Source organism: Nitrospira sp., from assembly GCA_029194675.1.
Classification (GTDB): Bacteria; Nitrospirota; Nitrospiria; order Nitrospirales; family Nitrospiraceae; genus Nitrospira_D.
Map to the genome: position 1 here is coordinate 1 of JARFXP010000005.1, position 14,118 is coordinate 14,118.

The 14,118-nt window shown below is 54.3% G+C and carries 15 protein-coding genes; 4 read left to right on the forward strand and 11 right to left on the reverse strand.

Translation table 11 applies throughout. The annotated features are described in order from the left end of the window. The 4 genes from P0120_20800 to P0120_20815 form a co-directional block, all read left to right on the forward strand. On the forward strand, positions 1-275 hold a 275-nt coding region (locus P0120_20800), incomplete at its 5' end, for a methane monooxygenase/ammonia monooxygenase subunit A (protein ID MDF0676749.1). After that, positions 272-1,531, forward strand: coding sequence for a methane monooxygenase/ammonia monooxygenase subunit B (locus P0120_20805; protein MDF0676750.1), 1,260 nt, complete (start codon positions 272-274; stop codon positions 1,529-1,531). The genes P0120_20800 and P0120_20805, both read left to right, overlap by 4 nt. A 353-nt stretch (positions 1,532-1,884) precedes the next feature. Continuing rightward, entirely contained in the window at positions 1,885-2,724 is an 840-nt protein-coding gene (locus P0120_20810) for a hypothetical protein (protein MDF0676751.1), read from the forward strand. 389 nt (positions 2,725-3,113) lie between these two features. Continuing rightward, entirely contained in the window at positions 3,114-3,842 is a 729-nt protein-coding gene (locus tag P0120_20815; GenBank protein ID MDF0676752.1) for an MOSC domain-containing protein, read from the forward strand. A 98-nt stretch (positions 3,843-3,940) separates the two neighbouring features. Here the strand turns inward: P0120_20815 and P0120_20820 are convergent, their stop codons facing one another. The 11 genes from P0120_20820 to ccmC form a co-directional block, all read right to left on the reverse strand. Continuing rightward, positions 3,941-4,534, reverse strand: a complete 594-nt coding sequence (locus P0120_20820; protein ID MDF0676753.1) for a NapC/NirT family cytochrome c — start codon at positions 4,532-4,534, stop codon at positions 3,941-3,943. A 2-nt stretch (positions 4,535-4,536) separates the two neighbouring features. Further along, complete coding sequence (locus P0120_20825; protein ID MDF0676754.1) at positions 4,537-5,211, reverse strand: cytochrome c family protein; 675 nt, start codon at positions 5,209-5,211, stop codon at positions 4,537-4,539. 222 nt (positions 5,212-5,433) lie between these two features. Continuing rightward, a complete protein-coding gene (haoB, locus tag P0120_20830) occupies positions 5,434-6,417 on the reverse strand; it encodes a hydroxylamine oxidation protein HaoB (protein MDF0676755.1) in 984 nt (327 codons plus the stop codon). A 41-nt stretch (positions 6,418-6,458) separates the two neighbouring features. Beyond that, complete coding sequence (locus tag P0120_20835; GenBank protein ID MDF0676756.1) at positions 6,459-8,168, reverse strand: multiheme c-type cytochrome; 1,710 nt, start codon at positions 8,166-8,168, stop codon at positions 6,459-6,461. Between the two features lie 262 nt (positions 8,169-8,430). Continuing rightward, complete coding sequence (gene ccmI, locus P0120_20840; GenBank protein ID MDF0676757.1) at positions 8,431-9,723, reverse strand: c-type cytochrome biogenesis protein CcmI; 1,293 nt, start codon at positions 9,721-9,723, stop codon at positions 8,431-8,433. Next, a complete protein-coding gene (locus tag P0120_20845) occupies positions 9,720-10,169 on the reverse strand; it encodes a cytochrome c-type biogenesis protein CcmH (protein ID MDF0676758.1) in 450 nt (149 codons plus the stop codon). The genes ccmI and P0120_20845 overlap by 4 nt, the downstream gene beginning before the upstream one ends. Positions 10,170-10,177: 8 nt before the next feature. Continuing rightward, positions 10,178-10,705 carry a DsbE family thiol:disulfide interchange protein gene (locus tag P0120_20850; GenBank protein ID MDF0676759.1) on the reverse strand — a complete coding sequence of 176 codons (528 nt, stop codon included), beginning with the start codon at positions 10,703-10,705 and terminating at the stop codon, positions 10,178-10,180. After that, positions 10,702-12,693, reverse strand: a complete 1,992-nt coding sequence (locus tag P0120_20855) for a heme lyase CcmF/NrfE family subunit (GenBank protein MDF0676760.1) — start codon at positions 12,691-12,693, stop codon at positions 10,702-10,704. The genes P0120_20850 and P0120_20855 overlap by 4 nt, the downstream gene beginning before the upstream one ends. Next, a complete protein-coding gene (ccmE, locus tag P0120_20860; protein ID MDF0676761.1) occupies positions 12,690-13,181 on the reverse strand; it encodes a cytochrome c maturation protein CcmE in 492 nt (163 codons plus the stop codon). The genes P0120_20855 and ccmE overlap by 4 nt, the downstream gene beginning before the upstream one ends. Beyond that, entirely contained in the window at positions 13,165-13,350 is a 186-nt protein-coding gene (gene ccmD / locus P0120_20865) for a heme exporter protein CcmD (GenBank protein MDF0676762.1), read from the reverse strand. The genes ccmE and ccmD overlap by 17 nt, the downstream gene beginning before the upstream one ends. Continuing rightward, positions 13,350-14,111, reverse strand: a complete 762-nt coding sequence (gene ccmC, locus P0120_20870) for a heme ABC transporter permease CcmC (protein ID MDF0676763.1) — start codon at positions 14,109-14,111, stop codon at positions 13,350-13,352. Before ccmC ends, ccmD begins: the two co-directional genes overlap by 1 nt. Between the last annotated feature and the right edge of the window lie 7 nt (positions 14,112-14,118).

Genomic DNA, 14,118 nt, shown 5'->3' on the forward strand with positions numbered 1-14,118 from the left:
TCGCGTATGTCCGGACCGGGACGCCGGAGTATATTCGGATGATCGAGGTGGGCTCGCTGCGGACCTTCGGCGGGCACAGCACGATGATCTCCTCCTTCTTCGCCGCGTTCGCCTCGTCCTTGATGTACATTCTCTGGTGGCAGTTCGGGAAGTTCTTCTGTACCTCGTACTTCTACCTCACGGATGACAGACAACGGACCACGAAGGTGTACGACGTATTTGCATACACCACGTTGGCTCACGGCGATAAGGCAAAAATCGGGGGGAAAGCATGAACGCCAAACACGTCTTTAAACTCTGGGTAATGGGTCTCTGCGGGGCGGCGACGCTGGCGTTCACGCCGGCTCTCGATATCACTCCTGCATTTGCTCATGGAGAGCGATCGCAGGAGCCGTTCCTGCGGATGCGTACTGTGAATTGGTATGACACTGAATGGGTTGGGAAGTCGACCCCGGTCAATAGTGTGACTGAGTTGAGGGGTAAATTCCATTTATCTGAGGATTGGCCTCGTGCAGTCGTCAAGCCGAACCGGACATTCCTCAACGTCGGTTCCCCCAGTTCAGTGTTCCTACGTCTTAGCTCCAAAATAAACGGAACGCCCATGTTCGTCGCTGGTCCAATGGAAATTGGCCGGGATTACGAGTATGTGGTCGTCTTGAAGGCTCGACTCCCCGGCCATCATCACATCCATCCAATGTTTGCCGTCAAGGACGCTGGTCCGATCGCAGGACCTGGCGGTTGGATGGACATCACGGGTCGGTATGAAGATTTCACGAATCCGATCAAGACACTGACCGGTGAAACGTTCGACTCGGAAACCATGGGTACGTCCACTGGAATCATGTGGCACCTGTTCTGGGCAGCCGTGGCGATCTTCTGGGTCGGCTTCTTTATGATTCGGCCGATGTATTTGGTCCGGGCTCGGGTACTGGCAGCCTATGGGGATGAGATTCTACTTGACCCCATCGATCGCAAGGTTGGAACCGTGGTGCTGATCTTCGTGTTGGTCGTCGTGACCGTCGGTTATCTGGCGGCCGATGCACGACACCCGGTCAGCGTGCCGCTCCAGGCAGGTGAAGCAAAGATCAAGCCGCTACCAATCAAGCCTAACCCACTGACGGTTGACGTGACCCATGCAGAGTACGATGTCCCAGGTCGCGCACTACGTATGGTTCTTCATGCGACGAATAACGGTACGCAACCGGTGACTATCGGCGAATTCACGACGGCCGGTATCCGGTTCACCAACAAGTTCGGTGCCGCTAAGCTTGATCCGAACTACCCGGCCGAGCTGATTGCAGCGGCAGGTTTGACGATGGACCACGAAGCTGCAATCCAACCTGGCCAAACCGTGGACGTCAAGGTCGAGTCGAAGGACGTCCTGTGGGAGGTGCAACGGTTAGTGGATATCCTCCACGACCCGGATCAGCGCTTCGCAGGATTGCTGATGTCCTGGACCGATTCTGGTGAGCGGCTCATCAATCCGATCTGGGCTCCTGTTCTCCCTGTCTTTACCAGACTGGGAACCTAGAGCAACGCGCATCTGACAAGACGCCGACCCGCCACATCGAAAGATGGTTAGGCAGGTCGGCGTTTCTGTTTCTTCTTTCCACCGATTCGCCTCACGCATACCATTTGCCTATGCTTCTCTTCCCCGTGCTATCTTAGACATTCACATACATCCTCAATCCGACTCCTGGTTCGAATCGACCACTCTTGATCTAAGGCAATTTCTGAAGAATAGGCTCGCCGTTTCACCAGAACTTGCCCGTTCGCTGACGGTCCTGTATGATGCCTGCGTTATTACACGACATGGTCCAACAAAACTCACTATTCTAAGAAATACACGACACAGCGCTTCGTTTCAGAAGCTCCGTTTGACGCATGGACGCCCCTACAAGTACTCCCCATTCTGGACCTTGGTTCAATACCATCGAGCGGATTGCTCTCCGGCATTTCCCCAAAGTCAGTCCTCTCGATACGCATCGAACGCGCGATTACGCGATCGCCGCAGTGACATTCTTCAGCGTTGGCGTCAGTTTCCTGTTCGAGATCAGCGCAAGCGTCGAACGGCAACAGGCATTAGGAGCGCTGGCGTGGATTTTTCTCGCGACTTTGTTGCTTGGCGAAAACCGAGAGACCAGAGTGCAGGTCATAATTGCCGTCCTGTTTGCCACAGTCGGAGAACATTTTGCCTCCATCTATATGGGAGGATACACTTACCGGTTTGAAAATGTGCCTGCCTACGTCCCGCCTGGCCACGGGATGGTTTACCTGACTGCGGTGGCTTTAGCGCGATCCGGCCTGTTTGTACGACACCCCAGAAAGATAGCCATCTTCGTGGTGGGAGTATGGGGCACCTGGTCTCTATGGGGAGTCAGCGGGTACCCGGATCGTGGTGACTGGGTTGGTGCGTTGTTATTCTCCATATTTTTAGTTTGGCTGATGATCGGCCGGTCGCCGATGGTTTACCTTGCTGCCTTTTTTATTACAACATGGCTCGAATTGATCGGAACTGCCGTCGGCGCTTGGAAATGGGCGGCCATAGATCCTCTGCTCGGATGGCCTCAGGGAAATCCACCCAGTGGAGTTGGGGCATGGTACTGTTTGGTTGACGCGGTGGCCATCGGAGGGGCAAGGCCGACGCTACATGGCATGAAGCGTCTTTGTGACTGGTGCTTGGACAGGTCCGGCAGGATCTTGAACAGAACAGGCGGTTCCTGAAGAACCCGGCTTTCTGAAGTCTTCCCTACCGACTGTTTCCCGGTGTTGCATCAGAAAAGCTCGTTCGTGAGCCCACGACTCACTCTCATCGGCAAGCTCAGGACAGACAGGTCACCTACGGGTTGGTGGAATCTGGGAGCAGCCGCTCACCTTGCGAGCAGCACCACGAGCTTGACCCTGGAATGGAATACGGAAGGTGGTCGACTGCGCGAGGGAATTTCCAAAGGTTTCCGGCCGGCTCGGCCGCAATGGTCGCTTGGAGAGCCGTGTGAGGGCGAGGCTTTCGTACCGAACTTGCGCCGACATTGCCTCTCGCACCGACCACCTAGGGGAATGAAGGGGCATTTGATACGATTATTGAGAAGTTACATTGAACCGAGGAGCTGGTCTTGGAAAACACCGTAAGCGCAACTGTCATTTCTCTGCAAATCGGTTTACCACAAACGGTTGGGAACAACGAGTCCCCTGACCCAATGGATCAGGCTTGGACGACCGGATTTTTTAAGGAGCCGACGTCCGGATTAATTTGGTTGGGGCAGACCAATCTCGAAGGTGATGGGCAAGCAGACCTTGAAAACCACGGTGGCCTAGATAAAGCCGTCAATGTCTACCCTATCGAGCACTATCCCTATTGGGCACAAGCCTTACCCTTGCTAGAGCTTCCATTTGGGGCCTTCGGGGAGAACTTTACAACTCAGGGTCTGGTAGAAAGTAATCTTTGTATCGGGGATGTATTTGCGGTTGGAGAGTCACTAGTTCAAGTGTCCCAACCAAGACAACCATGTTGGAAACTCGCTCGCCGCTGGCGTGTAAACGATCTGGCTCTTCGTGTCCAAGAAACTGGTCGAACCGGTTGGTATTTCCGTGTCCTCAGAGAAGGTCATGTCCAAGCTGGAAATAGACTCGTCCTTCTTGAACGCCATCATCCAAACTGGACAGTATCTACCGCAAACGAGGTGATGCATCATCGGATAGATGACCGGAAGGCTGCTCAGGAGCTCGCTGACTGCGCTTACCTCTCATCAAGATGGCGGGAAAAACTCAAACGGCGTGCACTCAGCGGAATACCCGAGAACATTGCTTCACGGCTGGAGGGGCCCAGGAAGGTATTCGATTAAACGGTTGCCTCGTTTCCTTTCGTTGAGCATCAGGACCGTATCACTTTGAATGAATACGGTCCTGATGCGTCACTGTGCCGGAGTGATCATGCTAACTACTAGTCTTTCTCGTCTTCGTCATCCTCTTTCTTTTTCTTGACTTCCTTTATTACCGGACGACCCTGAGCAAGGCTCGCGTTCAGATCGTGCTCCGGAACCTTCTTATGCACGAGATTCTGGTGGCAATCGATGCACGTCGCCCCTTCGCTTTGCATCTTGGCATGTGCCGCTTTGGCCGAAGCTCCCGGCGGCTTCGTATTCTTGTGACAGGCTCTGCACGTGAGACTATCCCATTCTTTAAGCTTCATCCGAGCCCGGTAGGCGGCTTCTGGGCGGTGCTCATTGAATTTTTCAACAGTTGAGTAGTCGGTGGTGAATTCCTTGATCAGAAATGGCACCCCATCTACGACGTGTGTATAGATCGCCTTATGGAAGTTCGATAATCCCTGAGGCACATGGCAATCCTTACATCCGGGGTCCATACCAAGTGCACCCCAGTGTGAAGACTTCTTCAGCTCCTCATAGGGGTAGATTTCCGAGTGGCAACTTATGCAGAACTCGGTCCTGGAAACCGCTGCTTCACCGCCAAAAACCACAGCGATCGCTCCTATCCCTAGAACTGCGCCGGCAGCTAGTGTCCCTATCTTTGCCATTGTTAGTCTTCCGCCTTATCGGATTTCACCGGAGGTTTAGCGTTCTTCTGGAACTCTTCGTGGAACTTCGGCATGGGCGGACCTGTAAATGTGCCGGCAAGCTTGAAATGCTCATGCATCGCCTTGTCGTTCCTCACATACTTTTCGAAGTCAAATGCGTATTTCTTGTCTACTTTAGGAGTAAACGGGGTATAAGGTTTTTTCGCACCTTTCCACGGAGATCCTTCGTAATTGAGATGACAGGCATTGCACTTTTCTTCGAACTCGAAGTCTTGGCCAGCTTCCACAAGTTGGGCTCGCTCCATGGTCTTCTGAGATTTTTCAAACGCTTCACCTGCCTTACGGTGGATCTTCCGATAGTCGCTCCCAGCTCCGTGGCAGGATTCGCAACCAACACCGGTTAAGAATTTGTCAGGTTCTTCTATGACATAACCACCTTCTTTACCGAAACCATCGACGTGGCAACCAACGCAATCCTTGTCTTTTGTATAGTCCTTCTTGGGGTCCAGCTTGGCCTTGACCATCGCCTCGTCCTTCTTCTTGCCTCTGGTGGACTTGAGCGATTCCATTGCCTTACCATGGAGAGTCTTTTCCCATGATTCACCCTCTCCTTTATGGCAGTTGTAGCACTTTTTTCTCCCTTCAAATGTCCCTTCCGCCCAAGCGGTCCCTGCCACGGCCAGAAATACCGTTACAGCGGCGAATGCGTATACTATGCGGTGATTCACGGCATCTCCTTTCCGATGAATATATGAATAAGATCAGTGATTATTCTTGCTACTTACGTGAGGCTCTCTAACGTCCCCACGCCTCGTCGGTTCTATAAAGCGTCGGCAGTTTATCATGACCAATATCATACTGCCACCATCAAATTCTTGCTCTTCATCGTCTGAATGGGCTTAGGCCGAAGGAATCTTATAGATCCAGTATCCGCCCTGCTTGTGAACAAGTTGTAACGCCTCAAAGTCTATCGGCGTTGAATTCATCAGTGGCAGCATCTGAGACAACAAAGTTTTCTCCTTGGTACTCTGCTTAAGAAAATATGCCCGCACAAGCTTTTCCGAGACTGACTGGAGCGTGTATGTATCATACCCATTCTCTTTCATCCATGCCTTAACCTGGCCGACAAGCCCATGCACGTTCCCAGTCAACGGAAAATCTTTAAAAGCCATATCAAGCTTATCCGGACGCATGAGACCAAGCTTATAGAGGTCCGCAGGATGCACGACGATGTATGCTTCGCGTGAACCTACGAGATCACGAAGCATAGCAACCCCCTTTGTCGCCTCTGCTGAAAGCGCATCGGCAAAAAGTTGAAACCTTCGTTGCTCATCCACTGAGCCCGAATTACCCCAAAACTGATTCTCGTATGCTCGAATAGAATCCGACCGTTGTTTCCAGTAGGTGGGTGTAATCACTGGTTCTCCAAGATGCGACGTGAAAAAGGTCTCACGTCCAGACAGCAAGCCCAACTGGCGAGAGGTATCCCACCATGCGAGAACAACGGCCTCGTTCGGTACATGTTTAGTAACATCTCCGGCAATCGCGGCAAGTTCTGAGAGGTCAGAGGTCATGACACCGATGGGTTCGGAAACCAGATTTTCCCAGTTTAGGAGAACGGGCTGTTCCCCATCTCTACTCGCACGATAGGCTATAGCGATGGGCTTATCAATGGAGGGAACACGAAGCTCGTATTTGCTGATCTTCAGATCCGGCCAAGCCTGCAAGGGAAGGTTATTGAACTTGGTCGCCACACCCTCATCGACAAGTTGGTAGGCATACGGAGCCGGTAGGGGCTTGAGCCAAAGATAGACAAACCACCCACTCAGAAAAAGACCTCCCGTCACCAGGAGGATACCTAGTGACGGGAGGATTTTAGACACGGACCGGTTCGACACAGGCGCGTTCAGGGACGGAGCAGAGATCAACGATCCTTCCTCTCACGCCTCCGCCATCCTGCGATTGCAATCGTCCCGGCAAGCATCATCCCTCCTCCAATACCACCGAGGGAAATCTTACCGGTTTCGCTATCGAGGTCCAGCATACTTTGCTTCGTCTGGCCCTCGAGCTTTGCAACCCGAGCTTGGAGATCAAGCTTCTCTTTTAACCGTGTGTCATCGTCCATGATCTCAACATACGCACGGTTCATAGCCGCCCAGCCTACCGTATAGGTGTAGCCCCAGTATTGGTGGGCCAAGCTGACGTGCAATTGAACCAAGTGGTCTTCCGCCATTTCGAACAGTCTCAACTCATTGGCAGCTGGGTTGTTACCCTTCGACCAATAAATCTGGAAGAATTTTTCAAAGCCATCCGTCTCAGGAGCCGGAGGCGCCGGCCGGTTTGTCTTCTGCCCGGTCAATAGCCCAGCCTTATACTGCTCTTCCACAACATGATGCGCTTCATCATACTTATCCAAGCCTGAGAAGGTTCCGTTATCCATAAATTCCATCCAGGCCCTGGCATAGGTTTCCGAGTGGCAATTGGTGCAAGTCTTCACCCACGCATCGTTTCGCTTTTCAGCCCAGTCCGTTTTGATGTTTTCACGGATCCCAGGTACGAATGGATAGTTCGCCCAACGAACCTTACGCACGACATTGTGGGCGATTTTACCTTGATACTCCATATGACAGTACTGACACGTTGGTGCCGTTTCGGCCCCTTTGGCCATGGCTTCTTTAATTGGAATATTGAAGTTCCAATGAGCCTTATCCCGCTGATACTTTAGACCATGCTTGGAAAGATTGTAGGCTTCCCAGTTATTATGGTCGGCACCGCTGTGGCATTGAGCACAGACCTCAGGCTTACGTGATTCAGCCACTGAGAATTCGTGCCGAGCGTGGCAGGTATCACACTTGTTCTGATTGACATGACAGCCCGTGCAACCGTCGGCGATTTCACGCTGCGGCATACCCGCATACACTTCGACTTCCACGTTGGCCCTGTAGTCCAAGGCATGTGACGGGCGACCCTTTGGCCACTGGTCTTTTGGCCAGGTGATCGTATCTCGTTCCGATTCTCTCTCTGCAAACTCTTGCAAGTGGCAGGTTCCACAGGTATCGGCAGTGGCCAACCTGATATCCTTCCGGTGATCAGCCTTATTCTTGGCATTGATGTCAAAGTGACAGTCAATGCAACCGACTTCCTTCAGATGCTCCCCCTTGCTCAACTTGCCAATTGAACGAAGATTATCTTCGATGGCTTCGAGCTTGGCCTTCTTGTAGTAAGTTTCGTCCTTTGGGGTCAGCTTGCGGATCTTATCCAAGTTCGCGTGGGTGCTCTTCTTCCACGCCGCCACCCACCCCGGCGATTCATCGGTGTGGCACTTCACGCATTGCTCACGGCTCGCAACCTCTTTCACCGCCTGCGGTGGTTTGTAGAAGGTGTGGGGATCAAAATACTTACTGAACGAGATGGGCTGCCAATACTCACCGTACTTCCCCTTCCCTTGCCCATTTTGAGCAGGATCCATGTACCGCTTGAGTAAGGCCTCATACAGTTCCTTAGGCGAGGCAGATCGATCGATCTTCAGCGCCTCGTAGGTTTCCTTCGGAACGGTGGGGAAATTCGCCTGAGCCTGTGCGGCGACGAACACGCCACAGACCACCAGGGCATACTTCACCATGTTCTTAACCATCACAGCTCTACTCCTTTCGTTTGATGGGCAGTACGCACTGCCCTTCAAAAAAAGATTCGCCCGCAAAAAAATTCGCCCGATAGACTTCCGTTTTTAGAATTGTTCATTTTTTAGAATCGTTCATTTGCGCAAGTTCTTAAAAAATAATGGCGGCGAAATATAGCTTAGCCTCTCTTGACTGTCAAGAGAATTTCAAGGGATCAGGACCGATGGAGTCTTGCACAATGCTTCCAAAGAATAGATAGAAATGACTACGTGGCATCTACGGTCGTTCCCGATCGATGACAACGGTGATATTTTCGGTTCCCGGCTTCATCGGCTGACTCATCCCCTCCAGATCACCGCTTTCAGCCATCGCTTTTCCGGATTTCGATAGACGCGCCACGATGACGACCGTGTCGATGTCGGAGAGCTTTCTTGATGGCATGGGACTGGTCGAGTCATCCAGCCGGAAGGTGAAGGGTAAATCTTTCTTCGACGCGCGCACGATTGACACCGGCATCGGAGGGCCGGCGACGTCTTTCGCAAACACAAATAGGGTATCCGGAAGAGAAGCTTTGCTTGCCATATTCGGCCCTAACACCACTTTGCCCGTTATCGCCCGCGACTGTCCGGATTGAGTCGCCGGCTTGACAGGTTTGGTCTGTTCCATCGGGGGATTCGCAACCAACATGTTCGCACTGGGACCACCACCGAGGCGCCGTTTGGCCTCGGCAATGCTGGCCTTCAGCTGGTCGGATGATTCCTGATCATCGGGAGGGAGATAGGCATGGGCATCTTCCCATTCCTTGGCGGCACGCGCAAAATCTTTTCGGTTGTACGCGATCGTCCCTGACAACATCAGCGCCTTCACGTTGTGCGGGTCGAGCTTCAAGGCTTTTTGAATCAGCATTTCCGGCTTTCCATCCAGCTTGCGCCCCTGATGCACACCGAGAGCATCCGCATAGTCGGCAAGGAGGCTCGCATTGTTTGGGTTGAGCTTGGTGGCCTTCTCGAAAATCGGCACCGCGTCGGCATACCGCTCCATGGCCATATAAGATCGCGCCAAAAGCCCCCATCCGACTGCATCGTTGGGATTCTCCTCCAGCTTCTTCCTCAACTGCTCGATCAAGGTGTTCAGGCTGTCCGCCATCTGTGAATCATCCCCTGAGCCACCTTGAGCGGATGCCGCAGACACGGATGGGTGTGTCATTGCGGCAGGATTTCCCAATGTCCAGTAGAGCACCCCACTGGCCGCCGGAATGATCATGGCCAAAGAGAGGGCAACGACCCGAAGATTCACGGGCGCTCCAGCAGGAGCGATAGATGCTTCTGCCGAACCCGTTTCCTCCAACACACGACGCTCCAGCTCGCTTCGCGCCGTCTGGTACTGTTCATCGGTCAACAAACCGCCGGCACGATCTTGTTCCAGCTCAGAGAATTGCTGTCGATAGACCGGCAGCGTTTTTCCCCGCTCGTTTGCCGCCTGTGTGGGATGTTTCAACAACGGCCTCAGCAAGAGTCCAAGGATGGCGACAGTCATGGCCGATGCAATCGCCCAAAATGCCACAGTCATGATCGTTTGCCTCCTTCCGCCAATAGCTGTTCGACCCGCCGATGCTCTTCATCCGTCACCGGCACCTCGACGACTTTGCGCGCCCGACGCCGCAACGTGATGACCAGCGCCGCGGCTCCGACCGTTAAGAGGACGAACGGGCCAACCCACAGCAGCGTGGTCGTCGCCTTGAGGGGCGGACGATACAGCACAAAGTCGCCGTAGCGCGCCACGAGAAATTCAATGATCTCCTTGTCGCTCATATCCTTGGCGATCATTTCCCGAACTTCTCGGCGCAAGTCCTCCGCCAGCGGAGCGTTGGAATCGGCCAACGTTTGATTCTGGCAGACCAGACATCGTAGCTCGACGGCGAGGTGCTTGAGGCGCGCCTCGGCGACAGGATCATCGGCCAACGGCCTGGCTTCCCCTGCCCACACTTGTCCGGACAGGAGCAGCACTATGAGCATCACCCATTTCATTGTGATTCAAGCTGCTTCACGAGGGGAAGAATCTTCTTGGTGACCGTGTCGGGATCTAAAGGCCCGATCTGTTTATAACGGATCACACCCTGCTTGTCGATGACATAGGTTTCGGGAACTCCATAGACCCCATAATTGATGCCGACCCGACCGGCATCATCCACCCCGACCACGGGATAGGGATTGCCCCAGCGTTTCAACCAAGCCATGGCTTCGTCACGTTGATCCTTGTAATCCATCCCAAAGATCGGCACCTCACCGGATTTGGCCAACTCCATCAACACCGGATGCTCAGTTTTGCAGCCGCTGCACCAGGACGCCCAAAAATTGAGCAACCACACTTTCCCCTTGAGATCCGCCGGCGAAAACGCTGTTGCTGCATCGTAGAGCTGCGGCTGGGAAAAATCAGGTGCGGCCTTCCCAACCAAGGGGGACGGAATTTCCCGAGGGTTGAGCTTGAGTCCAACCCCGAGAAAAACGACCACCACGATAAAAATCGACAGGGGCAGGAGAAACCGATTCATGCCACCTTTCGCCTAGCTGTTCCTGTTGAAGCAGGCACGGCCGGCTCTTGCCGACGCCAGGCAATTCGATACCGGCGATCGCTGATGGCCAGTACGCCGCCCAGCGCCATGATGAAACATCCACCCCAAATCCAATCCACAAACGGCTTATGATAGAGCCGCACACTCCAGGCTCCATCATCAAGCGGCTCCCCCAAAGATACATAGAGATCGCGTAACAACCCGGGATCGATCGCTGCTTCCGTCATGACCTGATTCTGAACGGAATACCGTCGTTTCTCCGGATACAGGACCGTCGTTTCGCGACCATCGCGACTCACATGGAAGGTTCCGCGAGCTGCCATATAGTTCGGCCCAACGACATCCTGCGCACCGTCGAATCGGAACGTATAGTCGCCGATCGTCGCCGTCTCGCCCACGTTCATCCGTACATCTTTCTCGGATTCGAAACCCTTCACCATCGTCACTCCGACAATAAACACCGCAATGCCGCAGTGCGCCACGAGCATTCCCCAGTAGGATCGCGGTACGGCAGCCAGACGTTCGATGAAACTGTTCCCGCTCGCGTGGGCCAACCGTTCACGCAATGTCACGACCGCGGTCGTGACGATCCAGATCGCCAAGAGGAGGCCAAGACTCAACAGAGGCGTCCAATTCCCCATGACAACCGGCAACGCCAGGGCTGTTACAACACTGACTCCGAACGCCCACTTCAACCGCTTGGCCAAATCAGGCAAACTCGCCTTTTTCCATTGCGCCAATGGACCGATGCCCATCAAAAAGATTGCCGGGGCCATTAACGGAACGAAGACTGAATCAAAATACGGAGGCCCGACAGAAATTTTTCCAAGATCCAGCGCGTCCAAGAATAAGGGATACAACGTGCCCAGCAACACTGAGCCCATCGCGGCAATCAATAACACGTTGTTCGCCAGCAACATCCCTTCGCGTGAGATCATCGCAAAGCCGCCGCCTAATCCCACTCGCGGTGCCCGCCAGGCATACAAGGCGAGCGACCCTCCGATGACGATGGCCAAGAAGGCCAGGATGAAGAGACCGCGTTTAGGATCGGTCGCAAAGGCATGCACCGACGTCAATACGCCGGAGCGGACAAGAAATGTCCCAAGGAGGCTCAACGAAAACGCCATGATGGCAAGCAAGACCGTCCACACCTTGAACCCGCCCCGTTTGTCGGTCACGGCCAATGAATGCACCAACGCTGTCCCGGCTAACCACGGCATGAATGAGGCATTCTCAACCGGGTCCCAGAACCACCACCCGCCCCATCCCAACTCGTAATAGGCCCAGCCGCTTCCCATCGCAATGCCCACTGTCAAAAAGCACCAGGCGACAGTGGTCCAGGGGCGAGACCAGCGGGCCCAAGCGGCGTCAAGATTCCCCCCCAACAATGCGGCGATCGCGAAGGCGAACGCGACCGAAAACCCGACATAGCCCATATACAGCATCGGTGGATGGATCACCATGCCGGGGTCCTGCAAGAGCGGATTGAGGTCGCGCCCGTCGAGCGCGGCAGGAATCAGCCGTTCGAACGGGTTCGACACCGTCAGCATGAACAGCAGAAATCCGATGCTGACAAGACCCATCACGCCGAGAATGCGAGAACGTGTGGCGTCGGGGAGATGAGCGGAGAAGAGAGTGACCGCAAACATCCAAATGGTCAGGATGAATGTCCAGAGAAGGAGCGATCCTTCGTGAGCGCCCCAAATTGCAGCCAGGCGATAGTGCAGCGGCAGCTGGGAATTCGACGTAGCCGCGACATACAGCACGGAGAAATCTTTTTCCGCAAAGGCATAGCCAAGGCAACAAAACGCAGTTAAAACCAAGAGAAACTGCCCTCGCGCCGCCGGCTTGGCTACGGCCATCAACCCCGAGTTCCCGACCGCAGCACCGTAGATGGGGAGGATACCCTGCACCACGGCAACGCACAGTGCAAGGATCAATGCAAAATGACCGATCTCAGGAATCATAGCGAGTCTTCCCTACCTTGCCCACCTTGAGGGACAACGAGTGATTTACTTTGTTGGGCCCCGGACGCCTTGGCCTTGGCTAACGCCTCAGCCGCTTCAGGCGGCATGTAATTTTCATCGTGCTTTGCCAAGACTTCACTCGCGACAAACGTACCGTCGGCGTTGAGTTTCCCCTGCGCCACGGCACCCTTCCCTTCCTTAAACAGATCCGGCAGAATCCCTTTGTATGTCACCGGCACGCGCTTCGCGGTATCGGTGACGATAAACCGGACCGTCAACCCATCGTTCTCACGGACGAGGCTCCCGTCTTCAACCATGCCGCCGATGCGGAAACTGCGTCCTTGCGGCACCTCACCGCTCGCCACTTGACTGGGCGTGAAGAAAAACACAAGATTACTCTGAAAGGCGTTCAAAATCAGGACGGTGGCCACACCAAAGACGAGCAACCCCAGGCCGATAAAGGCAAAGCGTTTATGTCGTGGTTTCATCGGTGCCTCCTAACAACGATGCGCGCTGTTCGGCGCGCGCCGCGCCGCGTCGACGCCACAAGGCCAACACTTCCCACACCATGCACAGCGCCGTAGCCACAAACGAGGTCCACACATAGAGCCCGTACCCTCCCATCGCGAAGAATTCAGAGGTGCTCCCCCACTCCATCAGCGAGCCTCCACCGTTTCCTGAATAACCGCCGGTTTCTCATTCCACACCGGCAGGGATTCCCGTTCAACCATGACACAGCGTACCCGAGCAAGGATGACAGCGATGCTGTACAGCCAGAAGGCCAACGTCATCAGCAACATGGCAGTGAGCATGGTTGATGCCATTTTTGATCCTGTCGCCATACTGACCGACGCCCCTTGATGCAAGGTATTCCACCACTGCACGGAAAAGTAGATGATCGGGACGTTGACCACCCCAACGAGGGCGAAGACGGCGCTCGCCCGGTCCGCCCGGCGCAAGTCATCAATCGATGTCCGCAGAAGCATGACCCCGGCGTACTGGAACAATAAGATGAGCTCCGATGTCAGCCTGGCATCCCAGACCCACCAGGCTCCCCAGGTGGGCTTCCCCCACATGGCCCCAGTCAACAATGCCAAGAACGTAAACATCGCCCCGGTGGGAGCGATCGCTTGAGCCATCATGAAGGAAAGGCGCGCGTTGAGTCCCATCCCGATGCCGGCCCACACAGCCATGACGACATAGAGGAACATCGACATCCAGGCCGCCGGAACATGGACAAAGATAATCCGGTACGCCTCGCCCTGCTGAAAGTCGGTCGGTGCGACGAAAAATCCCATATAAAGCCCAACCCCCATCAGGACGACCGCCACGCACGCGAACCATGGAATAAGGCGTCCCGCCAGGGGATAAAAGGCTTGGGGAGACGAATACTTGAGCCAGTTGATGCCCGTGCTCATGAAACGG